The organism is Kribbella sp. VKM Ac-2568, assembly GCF_004345365.1.
GTDB lineage: Bacteria > Actinomycetota > Actinomycetes > Propionibacteriales > Kribbellaceae > Kribbella > Kribbella orskensis.
This window is the reverse complement of sequence record NZ_SLVF01000020.1, coordinates 34,024-49,548: the sequence shown is the minus strand read 5'-3', so window position 1 is coordinate 49,548 and position 15,525 is coordinate 34,024. Positions and strand designations below refer to the sequence as shown.

The 15,525-nt window shown below is 67.6% G+C and carries 16 protein-coding genes; 11 read left to right on the top strand and 5 right to left on the bottom strand.

From position 1 onward, the window contains the following. Window positions 1-28: 28 nt before the first annotated feature. Window positions 29-1,021, bottom strand: a complete 993-nt coding sequence (locus EV648_RS39380) for an alpha/beta hydrolase (RefSeq protein WP_132301077.1) — start codon at window positions 1,019-1,021, stop codon at window positions 29-31. 77 nt (window positions 1,022-1,098) lie between these two features. On the opposite strand from EV648_RS39380, the gene EV648_RS39375 reads away from it, so the two are divergent. Then, the gene (locus EV648_RS39375) at window positions 1,099-1,659 is read left to right on the top strand and encodes a TetR/AcrR family transcriptional regulator (protein ID WP_132301075.1); all 561 of its coding nucleotides are present in this window, start codon (window positions 1,099-1,101) and stop codon (window positions 1,657-1,659) included. Here EV648_RS39375 and EV648_RS39370 read toward each other — a convergent pair. Both EV648_RS39370 and EV648_RS39365 read right to left on the bottom strand, forming a co-directional pair. Beyond that, on the bottom strand, window positions 1,656-2,132 hold the full coding sequence (locus EV648_RS39370; RefSeq protein WP_132301073.1) for a hypothetical protein: 477 nt from the start codon (window positions 2,130-2,132) through the stop codon (window positions 1,656-1,658). The two genes, EV648_RS39375 and EV648_RS39370, sit on opposite strands and share 4 nt — an antisense overlap. A gap of 60 nt (window positions 2,133-2,192) precedes the next feature. Beyond that, a complete protein-coding gene (locus EV648_RS39365; RefSeq protein ID WP_132301195.1) occupies window positions 2,193-3,965 on the bottom strand; it encodes a sigma-54-dependent Fis family transcriptional regulator in 1,773 nt (590 codons plus the stop codon). A gap of 178 nt (window positions 3,966-4,143) precedes the next feature. Between EV648_RS39365 and EV648_RS39360 the strand changes: the two genes are divergently transcribed. The 9 genes from EV648_RS39360 to groL all read left to right on the top strand — a co-directional run bounded on the left by EV648_RS39360 (window position 4,144) and on the right by groL (window position 13,469). Next, the gene (locus EV648_RS39360) at window positions 4,144-4,389 is read left to right on the top strand and encodes a hypothetical protein (RefSeq protein WP_132301071.1); all 246 of its coding nucleotides are present in this window, start codon (window positions 4,144-4,146) and stop codon (window positions 4,387-4,389) included. Window positions 4,390-4,576: 187 nt separating this feature from the next. Continuing rightward, entirely contained in the window at window positions 4,577-6,226 is a 1,650-nt protein-coding gene (locus EV648_RS39355) for a methane monooxygenase (protein ID WP_132188545.1), read from the top strand. 77 nt (window positions 6,227-6,303) lie between these two features. Continuing rightward, a complete protein-coding gene (locus EV648_RS39350; protein WP_132301069.1) occupies window positions 6,304-7,377 on the top strand; it encodes an NADH:ubiquinone reductase (Na(+)-transporting) subunit F in 1,074 nt (357 codons plus the stop codon). After that, the gene (locus EV648_RS39345; protein WP_132301067.1) at window positions 7,374-8,555 is read left to right on the top strand and encodes a toluene hydroxylase; all 1,182 of its coding nucleotides are present in this window, start codon (window positions 7,374-7,376) and stop codon (window positions 8,553-8,555) included. The genes EV648_RS39350 and EV648_RS39345 overlap by 4 nt, the downstream gene beginning before the upstream one ends. Continuing rightward, window positions 8,552-8,923: a propane 2-monooxygenase effector subunit MimD gene (gene mimD, locus EV648_RS39340; RefSeq protein WP_132301065.1), complete on the top strand. Its 372-nt coding sequence runs from the start codon at window positions 8,552-8,554 to the stop codon at window positions 8,921-8,923. Before EV648_RS39345 ends, mimD begins: the two co-directional genes overlap by 4 nt. A 19-nt stretch (window positions 8,924-8,942) precedes the next feature. Then, window positions 8,943-9,986 (top strand): amidohydrolase family protein, encoded by a 1,044-nt coding sequence (locus tag EV648_RS39335; RefSeq protein ID WP_132301063.1) that lies wholly within the window; start codon window positions 8,943-8,945, stop codon window positions 9,984-9,986. Further along, a complete protein-coding gene (locus EV648_RS39330) occupies window positions 9,986-10,702 on the top strand; it encodes an iron-sulfur cluster assembly protein (protein WP_132301061.1) in 717 nt (238 codons plus the stop codon). Before EV648_RS39335 ends, EV648_RS39330 begins: the two co-directional genes overlap by 1 nt. Beyond that, window positions 10,699-11,724, top strand: coding sequence for an NAD(P)-dependent alcohol dehydrogenase (locus tag EV648_RS39325; protein WP_132301059.1), 1,026 nt, complete (start codon window positions 10,699-10,701; stop codon window positions 11,722-11,724). The genes EV648_RS39330 and EV648_RS39325 overlap by 4 nt, the downstream gene beginning before the upstream one ends. A 53-nt stretch (window positions 11,725-11,777) precedes the next feature. Further along, on the top strand, window positions 11,778-13,469 hold the full coding sequence (groL, locus tag EV648_RS39320) for a chaperonin GroEL (protein ID WP_132301057.1): 1,692 nt from the start codon (window positions 11,778-11,780) through the stop codon (window positions 13,467-13,469). A 75-nt stretch (window positions 13,470-13,544) separates the two neighbouring features. Here the strand turns inward: groL and EV648_RS39315 are convergent, their stop codons facing one another. Together EV648_RS39315 and EV648_RS39310 are read right to left on the bottom strand one after the other, a co-directional pair. Next, a complete protein-coding gene (locus EV648_RS39315) occupies window positions 13,545-14,300 on the bottom strand; it encodes a zf-HC2 domain-containing protein (RefSeq protein ID WP_132301055.1) in 756 nt (251 codons plus the stop codon). Next, a complete protein-coding gene (locus EV648_RS39310; RefSeq protein WP_132301053.1) occupies window positions 14,297-14,812 on the bottom strand; it encodes a sigma-70 family RNA polymerase sigma factor in 516 nt (171 codons plus the stop codon). The genes EV648_RS39315 and EV648_RS39310 overlap by 4 nt, the downstream gene beginning before the upstream one ends. Before the next feature lie 141 nt (window positions 14,813-14,953). Between EV648_RS39310 and EV648_RS39305 the strand changes: the two genes are divergently transcribed. Next, window positions 14,954-15,505, top strand: a complete 552-nt coding sequence (locus EV648_RS39305) for a hypothetical protein (protein WP_158294192.1) — start codon at window positions 14,954-14,956, stop codon at window positions 15,503-15,505. Window positions 15,506-15,525: the final 20 nt, after the last annotated feature.

Below are 15,525 nucleotides of genomic sequence, written 5' to 3'. Positions count from 1 at the left end.
GATCGGCCCTCTCCCACCGCAAGGCAGGTCAGCCGGCGAGACGGTCGCGGAGGAACTCGGTGATCCGGGTCCGCGCGGCCCTGGCCTGCGGCACGACGCCCGGCATGCTGAGGAACGCGTGCCCCGCCCCGGCGTGTTCGCTCACCTGCACGGGCGTTCCGGCCTCGCGCAGCCGATCGGCGTACACGCGTCCGTGATCGGCCACGGGGTCGAGCGTCGGCACCACCACGAGCGCCGGGGCCAGCCCGCTCAGGTCGTCGGCGTACAGCGGCGACACCGCACGAGGATCCGCACCTTCCGGAACGGCCAATCGGCGGAAGAACTCCATCTGGTTCACGGTGAGGGTCGGGGTGTCGGCATAGTCGGCCATCGAGTGGTAGTCGAACGCCGTAGAGGTCAGATCGACACAGGGATTGACCAGTACCTGCGCCCGCAGCGACAGCTCGGACCCCCTGGCCCGGATCGCGGCCAGGGCGGTGACCATCGAACCGGCACTTTCTCCGACGACAACCACTCGTGCCCGGTCGACTCCCCACTGGGCGGCGTCCTGCACCACATGACGCAGTACGTCCCAGCCGTCGTCGACTGCCGCTGATAGCGGGATCTCCGGAGAGACAAGCCGGTGCTCGACCGACACGACCACCGCGGGCAACCGGGCGGCGAGGTGACTGTTGACCCAGTCGCACTGCACTGCCGTACCCACGAATCCCCCGCCATGCACGTGGAGCACTAGCGGCAGGCCGGCGTCCGTGCCGCCGCGCCCGGGCGACGGCCGGTACACCCGGACCCGCAGTACGCGGTCGGGCAGCGTCACTTGCTGCCAGTTGATCGTGGCCCCTCTGTCCGGGAACCCGGTGATCACCCGCGCCAGACCAGAGGACCGCTTGCGGTTCTCCGCGTCGCGGAAGGCGGTCAGCGCCTCGGCCGACATCGTCAACCAGTCCGGCTCCTTGCTCAGGGCGTGCAGCAAGCGGATGCCCAGCGGTGGCTGCTGCTTGGTGGTGGTGGTGGTGTCGTGCATGTCTTCTCCTCGGCCGACCTGGTTTCGCTACTAGAAGTATCGATACCGAAAGTAGCATAACTAGCTAAGGTGTCACCATGGCCCGAGCAACCACCCCCACCAGACCACCCGGCCGCCCCCGCTCCGGCGTCGACGCCACGGTCTTCGCGGCGACGCTGAGCACGGTCCACGAGCTCGGCTACGGGCGCGCCACCGTCGACCGCATCGCCGCCGCGGCAGGCGTCGCGAAGACCACGGTCTACCGTCGCTGGCCGTCGAAGGGCGCGCTGATCACCGCCTGCCTCGTCGACGCGTTCGGCCCGGTGCCGCTGGAGGGCGCCGACCGGGAGGAGGTCTTGTCGTCAGCCATCCGCTGGATTGCGGCGAAGATCGGTGAACCCGGGATCGGCGCGGCCTTCGCGGGCGTGTTCACCGATGCCGTCGCCGATCCTGGGCTGCGCCAGATCCTGTCCACCCAGTTGCAGGACCCGTACCGGATCGCGCTGCAGGACGCGCTGGGCGAACCGCAGAACCGGGTCCTCTTCTTGATCGACGTCGTGGTCGGAACCCTGCTCCACCGGATGGGCATGACCGGCGAGCCGATGGTCGACGAAGACGTCGACGCCTTGGTCGAACTGGTCCTGCCCGCACTGCGCTAGTCGGCGCCCGGGTGCTCCGGCTCCTGGGTTTCGCCGCCGGCCCGCCGCTGCGCGTCGTCGATCTCCTCCAGCCGGAGCCGCAGGAGCTTCTTGAGGGGCAACGATTCACCGTCGCGCGCGCCGAGGCCGACCGTGAGCGGCGGGTCGGACGGCGAGATCCGCACGCCCACCAGCCGCGCCTTCAGACTGGCGGGCGCACCGAGAATGTAGAAATTGCCGTCGGTGTCCACACCGAGCGACCGATTACGGCGCAGATACCAGCCGGTGATCCCGGTCCGATAACTCGCGCCCGAGCCCACAACCGGCGCCCGCAGCAGCCCCGGCTGGATGCCCTTTTCCTTCATCGTCTGGACGAACTCGACCAACTGCGCGCGAGCTTGCACAGTCTCAGCAGCCTTACGCCGCTCAAGCGCAGCAGCCTGAACAGCCGACGCCTCCCGCCGCCTCTCCCGCCAGCTCACCTGATCGTCCACCCCGCCACCCTAGATCGCGTGACCACCGCACCCCGTCAGAGGTGCTACGAACGGATGCGGTCAGCGGATGCCGTAGTCGTGGATCTTTCGGTAGATGGTGGCTCGGGACATGCCTAGGGCTCGGGCGGCGTCGCTTCTGTTGCCGTTGTTGTCGAGGAGGCTTCGGATGATCGCGTCGCGTTCCAGGGCTTCCAGTTGGCTGAGGCTGCGGCGGCTGATCGCCTGCTGGTCGGCCGGCAGGTCGGCCAGGACGATGACGCCGGTCCGTCGCCGGTGCTGGACGATCTGCTTCATGACCTGGCGGAGCTCCGCGGTGTTGCCCGGCCAGGCCGATCGCAGCAGTTGGTGCATCGCTTCCGGCGAGCAGCTCAGGTCGCCGTGGCTCAACTGGCTCAGGAAGAACGGGACCAGCTCACGAACGTCGTCGATGTGGTGCCGCAGCGGTGGCACATCAACGGTGAGGGGGAACAACGTCAGCAACTCGCCCAGGTCGGGCTGGTTCGAGCCACCGGTCGTCAGCGTCAGCGCTACCCACGGCGGATCCGACAGCCGGCGCTCGCGGCTGCTGTAGAGGGCGCCGATCAGTTCGTCGAGCCGCATCTGGCCGAGCCGTTCGACGTGGCGGATCACCAGCGATTGGACGATGTCGTCGGCCAGCTCCGCCTCGACGTCGTCCGCGAAGTCATCCGCCGCATCGGTGGCGTCCATCACCCGCAGCGACCTGGCCCGGCTGTTCTGCCGGTGAGCCGCCCGCGCGAGGGCCAGCTTTCCGGACCCTGCCTCGCCGCTGAGCACGATCCAGTTCCCGGAGCGATAGGCGTTGTCCACCTCCCGGCTGCAGGCGAGCCAAGGACCACTTCTGCCGACGATGCCGGGCAGGTCCGGGCGTGGTGGTGGCCGGTGCGCGCTCACCGCCAAACTCAGGTCGGCGGCTTGCGGGGTGACCTGGAGGACGGCTCCGGTGGCCCGTGCCCCCTCGGGCACAGGGCGGCAGCTGATCCGGACCCGGCTCCCGCTCGGGAGCTCCACCAGGGCCACGGCCCGGGCCTCGGCCAGCATCTCGGTGGCATGCGCGAGGACGGCCGACTGGTCGCTACCGTCGAGGTTCTGCTTCGCGGTGGCGTTCATCAGCAGCAGGTCCTCGGCGAAGGCGAGCACCATGTCGGAAGACCGGCGTCCCGCCTGCAGGTACTCCTGGAGCAGTTCCAACTCGCGGGCCGAGCTGTCACTCATCAGGGCCGCGCGGATCTGGTCCGCGGTGGTCTTGGCCAGCGTGATCAGCAGCGATCCGGCGTCCTTGCGCCAGCAGGTGAGGTCGATGGCGCCCACGATCTTGCCGCTGACCGGGTGCTTGATCGGAACCCCGGCACAGGCCAGGTCCTCGAGATCCTCCGCGTAGTGCTCGTGCCCGAAGACGTGCATCGGGCCACCGCGCTCGAGGGCCGTGCCGATGCCGTTGGTACCCGCGAACTGTTCGGAGTAGCTGAAGCCCGGCGCGAGGTGGACCTGATCGAGGTGTCTGCTCAGCTGGGTATCGGCGGTCAGGCGTCGCAGTACCAGGCCGTTGCGTTCGGTCAGGATGACGCTGATCGGCTGTCCATCGAGGTGCTCGCGGAGCCGGCGCAGTACTGGGGTCGCGGTGCGGGCCAGGGGCTGGTCGAGGTCCGGGTCCGCGACGTACGGCAGGTCGATCCGGTCGGCGGGGAGGTTCCGCCGCCGGGAACGCACCCAGGAGGCCAGCACCGGACGGCGTACGTCGCCTACCGGGAACGCGTCGAAGGTCAGAAAGCTCAGCCGGGCCTGGGCAGTCCGGCGGCCTGACACGGGTTCCATCTCGTCCACGAGGCCTCCTGGCGACCGGCCGGGAGACCCTGCTGGGTGTGGAGGCCTCCCCCACCGGTGGCATCGCTCTTTTCAGCGTAGTGCTTCGCGAGCATCTGGTTGTCTCAGATTGAGACAGCCGGTTCCGGCGCCTTGGCGTCTGATGAGAAGGACCGGATGGGAGTAGCGCATGGACGACGACATTCCTGCCGAGGAGACCTACAACCCGTGGACGATCGTGAACGCGGTCTTCCGCCAACTGGCCGATGCCGGCCTGCATCCCGTGCTCGGAGCGGCCGGCGATCCGAGCGAAGCAGCCGCCGCCCTGCTCGTCGCGCTCGGCATCCGGCCGTCCACCCATGGTGATGTCCGGCCCCTGCGGGACGCGAAGGATGAACTCGCCGAGCTCCGGCAGGCCATGTTCGGAGACTCCTGACGCAAGAGGTGTCTCAATTTGAGACCTCCCGCCGAGCACGGCGGCGATGTACTTACTCCAAACGCTAGCAAGACGTGGGCTCGCGCCGAGGGCCCACGCCCGCACGGCCCTGCGGCCTGGACGGCACCGAGATGCCGGACCGGTAGGTGGGGCCAGGCCCGCGGCCACAGCAAGCGTGAGGAGTGCCATGAGTCGCCAGAGTGTGGCTAAGGCCCACCAGAAGATCCAGGAACTCTCCTGGGAGCCCGCGTACCACGAGCCCGTTTCGCAGTACGGGACCGACTACTCGTTCCAGAAGGCTCAGAAGAAGGACCCGCTGAAGCAGGTCCTGCGGTCGTACTTCCCGATGCAGGAAGAGAAGGACCACCGCGTGTACGGCGCCGCGGACGGAGCCATCCGCGGCAACATGTTCCGCCAGGTGCAGGAGCGCTGGCTGGAGTGGCAGAAGTTGTTCCTGAGCATCATCCCGCTGCCGGAGATCTCGGCGGCCCGGGCGATGCCGCTGCTGTTCCGGACGGTGCCGAACCCCGAGCTGCACAACGGCCAGGCGATCCAGATGATCGACGAGGTGAGGCACTCGACGATCCAGCAGAACCTCAAGCGCCTGTACATGAACAACTACATCGACCCGGCGGGCTTCAACTCCAGCCTGCGCAACTTCCAGAACGACTACTGCGGCACCATCGGGCGGCAGTTCGCGGAAGGCTTCATCACCGGTGACGCGATCACGGCGGCGAGCATCTACCTCACCATCGTGGCCGAGACCGCCTTCACCAACACGTTGTTCGTCGCGATGCCCGCCGAGGCGGCCGCGAACGGCGACTACCTGTTGCCGACCGTGTTCCACTCGGTGCAGTCCGACGAGTCGCGGCACATCAGCAACGGCTACGCGACCCTCCTGATGGCCCTGTCCGACGAGGGCAACCACCAGCTGCTCGCGCGCGACCTGCGCTACGCCTGGTGGAACAACCACCGGGTCGTCGACGCGGCCATCGGCACCTTCATCGAGTACGGCACCAAGGACCGGCGCAAGGACCGCGAGAGCTACGCCGAGATGTGGCGCCGGTGGATCTACGACGACTACTACCGCAGCTACCTGGTACCGCTGGAGAAGTACGGCCTGGAGATCCCGCACGACCTGATCGAGGAGTCCTGGAACCAGATCTGGAACAAGGGCTACGTGCACGAAGTGGCCCAGTTCTTCGCCACCGGCTGGCTGGCGAACTACTGGCGGATCGACCCGATGACCGACAAGGACTTCGAGTGGTTCGAGTTCAAGTACCCAGGCTGGTACGAGAAGTACGGCAAGTGGTGGGAGAACTACAACCGGCTGTCCATGCCGAACGGTCACAAGCCGATCGTCTTCGAGGACGTCGACTACGAGTACCCGCACCGCTGCTGGACCTGCATGGTGCCGTGCCTGGTCCGCGAGGACATGGTGATGGCGAAGGTCGACGGCCAGTGGCGCACGTACTGCCACGAGATGTGCAAGTGGACCGACGAGACGGCGTTCCGGCCGACGTACCAGGGCCGGCAGACGCCGAACATGGGCCAGCTGATCGGCCACCGTGAGTGGGAGACGCTGTACCACGGCTGGAACTGGGCCGACGTGGTGTCCGACATGGGATTCGTCCGCGACGACGGCAAGACGATGGTCGCGCAACCGCATCTCGACCTGAACCCGGACAAGATGTGGACCCTGGACCACCTGCGGCGGTGCCCGCCACTGCAGAGCCCGAACGTGCTGCTCAACGAGATGTCCGACGACGAGCGGACGGCCTTCGCAGCCCGCTATGTCCGCGGCGGACCTGCCGGACGGGCTCCTGCCGACGGCTGACCGCGCAACGTCACGCGGGAGGGCAGGTGTCCCTGCCCTCCCGGCATCCCTTCCTGTCAGCGCGACTGTGAGGAGCCATGGGCGACAAGCACGTCGTACGGTTCGAGCCCGTCGGCATCGAGATCGAGGTCGACGAGAATCAGACGATCCTGCGGGCGGCGGCCGAGCAGGGCGTGATGCTGATGCACGGCTGCAAGGAGGGCCAATGCTCGTCGTGCAAGTCGTTCGTGCTCGACGGTGACGACATCGAGCTCGAGCGGTACTCGACGTTCGCGCTGCCGGAGTATGAGCTGAACGAGGGCTACACGCTGCTCTGCCGGGCGCATCCGTACGAGGATCTGACGATCGAGCTGCTCAACTACGACGAGGACATGATCCGGTCGGGGCTGCCGATCCAGGAGGCCGTCGCCGAGGTGGTCGCGAACGACGCGGTCACGCACGACATGCGGCACCTGGTACTGCGGTTGCTGGAGCCGGGCGAGCTGAAGTACTTCCCGGGCCAGTACGTCGACATCGCGGTACCGGGGACCGTGGCCACCCGGTCGTTCTCGATGGCGAACACGTCCAGCCGTGACGGCGGACTGCTCGAGTTCGTGATCAAGATCTACCCGGGCGGGTTGTTCTCGGCGTACCTGGACGAGAGCGTGTCGCCTGGTGACCGGCTCGATCTGACCGGGCCGTTCGGGGTCTTCACGTTGCGGGACAACCTCGACGCGCGGCTGGTGTTCCTCGGGGGCGGAGCCGGGATGGCGCCGATCCTCGCGCTGCTCCGGTCGATGGCAGAGCGCGCGATCGACCGGCCGGCGACCTACTACTACGGGGCGCGCGCCAAGCGTGACCTTTGCTTCGACCAGGAACTCCGGGCGCTGGCCGAGACTTTGCCGAACTTCCGCTACGTGCCGGCGCTGTCCGAGCCGGCCGACGATGACGAATGGGACGGCGAGGTCGGTCTGATCACCGACGTCGTCGCCCGGCACGAGGAGGACCTGGCCGGCGCCGACGCGTACGTCTGCGGCCCGCCGCCGATGGTCGAAGCCGCGCTACCCCTGCTGGAACGGCTGGGCGTCGCGCAGAAGCGAATCTTCTACGACAAGTTCACCACCACCGGCGACGCCGGTGATCCCGAGGTGCTGGAGGCAGATACCAGATGACGGCCACACAGGACTCCCCCCAAGTACGGAGCGTGCCGCAGCCGGTCTTCACCGATGCTGAGGCCGGCGCCAAGGTGTTCCCGGACTCGACGGAACGTCACTTCAACTACTACACGCCGCAGAAGCGCAAGCAGAGCCACTACGAGGACGTCACCGTCGAGGTGCAGCCGGACCCACGGCACTACCTCAGCCAGGGCTGGCTGTACGGGTTCTCCGACGGCCGCGGTGGCTACCCGCTCGACTGGACCGTACTGAAGGCCTGGGGCTCGGACCGGCCCGAGCCGGCGCGCGGCCCCGGTACCGGCGGCAAGGGCTACGACTGGCCGGCTACCGGCTGGCACGAGTTCCGGGACCCCAACGAAGAATGGGAGATGACGCTCTACCGGTACAACTCCAACGTCGTACGGCAGGTGACCCAGAACGTCGAGGCGGCCCGGCAGTCCAAGGCCTTCGAGCAGTGGAACCGCAACTGGATCCGCTTCATCGAGCACCACGTCGGCGCGTGGATGCACGTCGACCACGGCCTGGGTCTCTACCTTTTCGCGAACGCGAACCGGCGGGCTCCGACCAACATGCACAACAACGCGATCTCGGTGAACAGCATGCACCGGATCCGCGCCGCGCAGGACCTCGCGCTCTACAACCTGACCCTGAGCGAGGAGCTCCCCGACTTCGACGGCAGCGCGCACCTGGAGACCTGGAACTCCGACCCGGCCTGGCAGGGCGTGCGTGACCTGGCCGAGCGACTCACCGCGATCGACGACTGGTGCGAGGCGATCTTCGCCGCCAATGTCGTGTTCGAACCGCTCGTCGGCGAGCTGTTCCGCAGCCAGCTGGTCCAGCAGGCCTCCCCCGGCAACGGTGACTTCGTGACGCCGACGGTGGTCGGCGCGGCGGAGTACGACTTCGCCGAACGCGACCTGCGCTACACCAGGGCGATGTTCGAGCTGCTGACCGCGGACAAGGAGTTCGCCGACCACAACAAGGCGATCATGCAGGACTGGCTGTCCGACTGGACGACCCGTGCGATCGAGGCGGCCCGGACGATGCAGCCGCTCTGGTCGCAGCCGGACAGCAAGCCACCACGATTCGAAGACGGGCTGGACCGGGCGAAGAGCCGCTTCAGCGGCATCGTCATCGGACTCGGCCTCGAGGAGCCCAAGGAGCTGGCACAGTGACCACCGCCTTCACCACCGCAGAGAGTCCGTTCAAGTCCGACAGCACCGCGTCCAACCGGTGCGGATTCACGCTGATGAACAACCAGGTCGGGGAGGTCGTCGCCGAGGTGATGGGTCAGAACGACAACGTCACCCTGATGCCGCTGCCGTCGATGATCAGGGTCGACGCGGTCGGCAAGATGGAGGTCGTCTACGACGAGATCTCCGAAGCGCTGGGCGAGGAGCCGGGGTACTTCGACGCCGCCGAGTTCGAGGAGAACATGTCGACGCACTACGGCCGGATGATCCACCTCGACGACCGCACGATCATGTTCGCCAACCCCGAGGACGCCGCCGAGTATCTCGGCTTCGACCTCAGGGCGGTCTGAGAAACGCCGGGAGGCGACCGTGTACGAGAAGGATGGCGAGAAGTACTTCGTGGTCGACAGCCACATGCACTTCTGGAACGCCGGACCGGACAACTGGGTGCCAGGAGCCGAACAGTACGCCAAGGGGTGGATCGAGTGTTTCCACGCCTACCAGAGCCTGGCACCGAAGGAGACCCACTGGCCGATCGAGAAGTTCATGAGCTACACCGAGGAAGACCTGATGAAGGACGTCTTCGAGGACGGCTACGTGGACGTGGCGATCTTCCAGCCGACGTACTTGAAGGAGTGGTACAAGGAAGGGTTCAACACCACCGAGAAGAACGCCGCCCTGGGTGAGAAGCACCCCGGGATGTTTGTCCACAACACCCGGTTCGACCCCCGTGACGGTGACGTCGGCCTCGAGGACCTGAAGGCCAACGTCGACAGGTACGGATCCCGTGGCGTCAAGCTCTACACGGCCGAGTGGAACGCCGGCTCGCGCGGCTACAAGCTCACCGACACCGCGGCGTACCGCTACCTGGAGAAGGCCCAGGAACTCGGGATCAAGAACATCCACGTCCACAAGGGCCCCACGATCTGGCCGCTGGACAAGGACGCGTTCGACGTGTCCGACGTCGACCACGCCGCAACCGACTTCCCCGAGCTCAACTTCATCGTCGAGCACGTCGGGCTGCCGCGGATCGAGGACTTCTGCTTCATGGCGACCCAGGAGCCCAACGTGTACGCCGGACTGTCGGTGGTGATCGGTGGTCTGATGGCCGCCCGGCCGCGGTTCTTCGCCAAGGTGATGGGCGAGCTGCTGTTCTGGGTCGGCGAGGACAAGATGACGTTCGGCAGCGACTACGCCATCTGGGAGCCGAAGTGGCAGGTCGAGGGCTTCGTCGACTGGGACTTCCCGGACGACGAGGCGTACTCCGACTACCCGCGGCTCGGCACCGCGGGCAAGAAGAAGATCCTCGGGCTGAACGCGGCGAAGCTGTACGACATCAAGGTGCCGGACGAGCTACAGCTCGACCACGGGCAGCCCGCCGCGCAGGACGACGCGAAGCTGGTCACGCAGTAATGCCGGCTGCGGTCGCGCAGCGGTCCCGGGTCCTCACCGCGCTCGACGCGGTGCGGGACCCGGAGCTCGACGAGCCCATCACGACGCTCGGGTTCGTGTCGTCGTGCGTCGTGTCGGCCGCCGGTGACGTTGTGGTCCGGCTCCGGTTGCCGACGTACTTCTGCGCGCCCAACTTCGCCTTCCTGATGGTCGCCGACGCGTACGACGTGGTGGCGGCCCTGCCGGAGGTGCGCCATGCCGACGTCGCCCTGGAGGACCACTTCGCGTCGGCGGCGATCAATGCCGGCGTGGCGGCGCGGGCCGGTTTCGCCGTGTCGTTCGAGGGCGAGGCGGTCGGCGAGCTGGACGAGCTACGCCGAACCTTCATCACGAAGGCGGTGCTCGCCGGCACTGATCAGGTCTGCCGTCCGCTGCTGGCCGCCGGGCTCGACCCGGCGGCGCTGACGACGATGACGCTCGGCAACATGCCCCCGTCGGCACAGCTCGAGCGGCTGTGCCGACGGCGGGCTGAGCTCGGGCTGCGAACGGACCCTGCTGCGCCCCTGCTCGTCGATCCTGGCACCGGTGAACCGATCACCGGTGCCACGGTGTCTCTGCATCTGGGCAAGGCGCGGCTCACCAGGGTCGGTATCGAGGCCAACACCGGTATCTGCCGGGGAATGCTGCGGCACCGCTACGCAACCACCGGTGCGGGTGAGGAGGAGGACGAGGAATGAAGGCCGTTCGACTGCACGGATACCACCAGCAACCAGTGGTCGAGGACGTCCCGGAACCGAGCGTCAAAGGCCCGCTGGACGTGGTCGTCAAGATCGGCGGCGCCGGGGTGTGCCGCACCGATCTGCACATCATCGAGGGCCAGTGGGCGGAGGCGATGCACCCGACGCTGCCCTACACGATCGGCCATGAGAATGCCGGCTGGGTGCATGAGATCGGCTCCGCCGTCACCAACGTACGGGTCGGCGACACGGTGATCCTGCACCCGACGCCGACCTGCGGGCTCTGCCACGCCTGCCGGGCCGGCGACGACATGCACTGCGGGGCCAGCACCTTCCCCGGCCTGGACAGCGACGGTGGGATGGCCGAGTACCTGCTCACCTCCGCGCGGGCCTGCGTGAAGCTCGACCCGGAGACGCAGCCGAAGGACGTTGCGGCACTGGCTGACGCCGGCATCACGGCGTACCACGCAGTGCGCAAGGCACTCCCCCTGCTGTACCCAGGGACGTCCTGTGTGCTGATCGGCGCCGGCGGGCTCGGCCACATCGGCATCCAGTGCCTGGCCGCGCTGACCGCCACCAAGATCATCGTGGTGGATCGCAACCCGGACGCGCTGAAACTCGCCGAGCAGCTCGGCGCCGACCACACTATCGTTGCTGATGGCAATCAGGTGGCGGCGGTCCAGGAGCTGACCGGCGGCGCGGGCGCGAACGTCGTACTCGACTTCGTCGCCGAGCAGGGCGCCGAGCAGGACGGTTTCGCTATGACCGCCCCGAACGGCTCGTACTTCGTGATCGGGTACGGCGGCCAGCTGCAGGTCCCGACCCTGGACATCATCTCCACCGAACGCAACATCATCGGAAACATCGTCGGCACCTACAACGAGCTGGCCGAGCTGATGGCGCTCGCACAGGCCGGCAAGGTCACGCTGCACACCAGGACCTACCCGCTGGAGGCGGCCGCCGAGGCGGTCGCGGATCTCGATGCCGGCCGGGTGCGGGGCCGGGCGATCCTCGTTCCCTAGCTTCTCGTTCCAACACACCGTTCGCCCTGACCGGGCAGTCAAGGAGGAGACCGATGGCCAAGGAACTGCGATTCGGTGAGCAGGCGCGCGAGCTGATGCTGGCCGGGGTGGACCAGCTGGCGGAGGCGGTGAGGTCGACGCTGGGGCCGAAGGGCCGCAACGTGATCCTGGAGAAGATCACCGGCTCACCGGTGGTCACCAACGACGGCGTCACCATCGCCCGGGAGATCCACCTCAAGAACCAGTTCGAGAACATGGGCGCCCAGCTGGTCAAGGAAGCGGCGATCAAGACCAACGACATCGTCGGCGACGGCACCACCACCGCGACGGTGCTGGCACACGCCATCGTCCGCGAGGGCATGCTGGCGATCGGCTCCGGCGGCAACCCGGTGCTGGTGAAGCGCGGCATCGACATCGCGGTCGCGCGCCTGGTCGAGCGGCTGCGCCAGGTCGTGCACCCGGTCGTCACCGAGGAGGACTACGCCCGGGTGGCGGCGATCTCGGCCAACGACGACAACCTGGTCGGCGCGGTGATCGCGAGAGCCCTGCACTCGGTCGGCGACGGCGGCATCGTGACGGTCGAGGAGTCCACCGCGCACGGGATCCGGGTGGACTTCGTCGAGGGTTTCGAGTTCGACAACGGCTACCTGTCGCCGTACATGGTGACCGATCCGGGCAGTCTGCAGGCGGTGCTCGACGACCCGTACATCCTGCTCTGCAGCGACAAGATCACCAAGGTGCAGGAGCTGATGCCACTGCTGGACAAGATCATGCGTGATCCGAAGCCGCTGGTGATCATCGCCGAGAGCCTGGAAGGCACCGCGCTCAGCATGCTCGTGCACAACCACATCAACGGGCACTTCCAGTGCGTCGGCGTCAAGGCGCCGGGATTCGGCGACCGGCGGCTGCACAAACTGGAGGACATCGCCGCGATCACCGGTGGCGCGGTGCTCAGCAAGCACTCGGGCTTCACGCTGGAGACGATGGACGTCGGCCGGCTCGGCCGGGCCGACCAGGTCCGCGTCACCGCCGACCGGACCGCGATCGTCGCCTCCGCCGGCCACGAGCAGGATGTCGCCTTCCGGCTCGCCCAGCTCCGGGCCGAGATGGAGCGGGCGACGTTCGGGATCGACGAGGACGTGCTGACCGAGCGGATCGGCGCCCTGTCCGGCAAGGTCGCGGTGATCCAGGTCGGTGCGCCGACACCCGCCGAGCTGAAGGAGCTCCAGCACCGCGTCGAGGACGCGCTCTCGGCGACCCGGGCCGCGATGGCCGAGGGGATCGTCGCCGGTGGCGGGGTGGCGATCCTGCACGCCGCGTCGGCGCTCGACGATCTCGAGGTGAAGGACGACTACGCGACCGGCGTGGAGATCGTACGGCGTGCGCTCCGCGAGCCGGCGTACCTGATCGCGACGAATGCGGGCTACAACGGAGAGGAGGTGCTGGAGCGGATCGGGCAGCTCGGCCCGGACGACGGGTTCGACGCGCTCGAGGGCCGCTACGGGAACATGCTCGAGATGGGCATCGTCGATCCGCTCAGGGTGGCCAGGTCCGCACTGCAGAACGGCGCCTCGGTGGCCGGCCTGCTGCTCACCACCAACACGCTCATCGCCGAAGAGCAGACCCCGTGGGGCGGAAGCGCCGCCCTGATGACAGAGTTCGGCCCCCTCGACGAAGGCCTGCACCAACCGTCGCCGGACTCCAGCACTCCACAGTCGCTCGGCCTGGGCCCCTCCGTCGGCTGAGCCGATCCCCGAGGTCGAGTCGCAAGTCGGCGAGAGCACGCCCCATGTGCTCTCGCCGGCCGTCTACCGTGTTGCCTACCGTGTCGACGGTGAGAGCGAGGTGAGGACTCTGCCTGCCGCGGTGACGACGTCGATGCGGTCGATGTCCGGCAGGGCGATGGAAGTGCTGGCCGGCACCTCGGCCTGGTCGAGGTAGTTGGTCGTCCACCAGCCGGTCGTCTCCAACGCCCCGCTGCGGGCGTGCACGACGAGCTTGCAGAGCTCTCCGGGGTTGAGGTCCTTCATCTGCAGCTGGATGCCTGTGCCCCACGACTGGTTGCTGAGGCGTGCGGTGGTGTCGAGTCCGCCGACGCCGTCCGTGGCCGACCAGTTGACGCTCGTCTGCGCTTGCGGCGCCGGCTGAGTGACCGTCTGGCGACCGATCACGACGCCCGTGAGCCCCAAGCAGATGGCGGCCGCAGTAGCGACCAGCGCACGTCTGCGAGGGATTGTCCGCCGCGGCCTGCCGGCGGACCTGCCGATAACCGGAGCGTCGGCTGAGGCAGGCACCTGAGCAAGAGCAGGCGATCGTGCATCGTCCAGCGAGGCCGCCGTCAGCAGGTTGTGTTCCTGGCCGAGAGCGAGGCTCTCAGCGAGGTCGTGATCGGCCGCTGTCGAGATGGCCTCTTCCAGTGTCAGCGTATTCAGGAGGCCCGGTAGGTTGGCGAAGCGGAGGAGCGCGTCGAGGCAGGTCGGACAGTCAGGGAGGTGCCGCTCCAGCTCGAGCCGCTCGGCGGGGTCCAGCGCACCGAGTACATAGGCGCCGATCGCGACGGTATCCGGACACGTCATGAGCCCGTCACTCCTCGCTCCTCCAGCGCCGCGCGCAAGGCGTGCAGCGCGTAGTAACTCCGGGATTTCACGGTCCCCGGAGGTATCCCCAGCACCTTGGCGGCCTCCGCGACGGTCCGCCGGCGGTAGAACAGTTCGATGATCACCTCGCGGTGGTCGTGGCTCAGTCCGTGCAGGACCTCCATCACCTGCCATGCCTGCATGACATGCCCGATCTCGTCATCGGTGGCCTCGATCTCGTGCTCGGCGATCGGGACCTCGCTCACCCGTGCCGTCCGTCGGCGATGTCCCGAGATGACCAGATTGCGCGCCACGGTGAACAACCAGGGCCCGGCCCGCTCGGGCTCGACGAGGGCCGGATCCCGCCAGGCTCGCATCATGGTCTCCTGGACGATGTCCTCGGCGTACTGGTAGTCCCCGCCCACCGAACGCAGGACGTAACCGAACAGCGGCCGACGGTACCTGTCGTACAGGGCGCGGACGATCGACTCCTTGTCGGGCGCTTGCTCCACACTCAGGACATACGCAGATCAGCCGCCAACGGTTCAATCGTTGTATCGATTGAACCGCCGCGACGCCGCCGGCGTACTCACCAGAGCAAAGGCCGCAACTGGACGGCCGAACTGGTGATGAGGAACCCCGAGATGAAATTGATGTCATCGCGATCCGGACAACGCCGGGCGATCGTGGCCGTCGGCGCGCTGGCTGCCGCCATGGCCCTGGCGGGCTGCGGCGGCGGCAACGACGCCGGGACGAGCGCCGGTGGCACAGGCGCCGCGGCGGGCGGCGCAGGCAGTACCGGGTCTGTTGCGGTGAAGAACGTCGACGGAGTGGGCATGGCCCTGGTGGACAGCGCAGGCAAGACGCTGTATTTCACCGATCAGGACACCGCCGGATCGATCAAGTGCACAGCAGCCTGCCTGGGCTTCTGGTTCCCGGCCTCCGGGGATGGTGCGGCCGGCGGAGCAGTCGCAGGTCTGTCCACCGTGCACCGTCCGGACAACGGCCAGGACCAACTGGCCTTCCAAGGTAAGCCGCTCTACACGTTCAAGCTCGACACCGGACCGGGCCAGCACGACGGCCAGAACGCCCAGGACAGCTTCGGCGGCACCACGTTCACCTGGCACGCCGCAACAACCTCCGCAGCCGCGCCCACCACCACCGAGGCCCCACCGGCCAACACCGGAGGCGGCTACGGGTACTGAGTCCTTGCTAGATTCGGCAG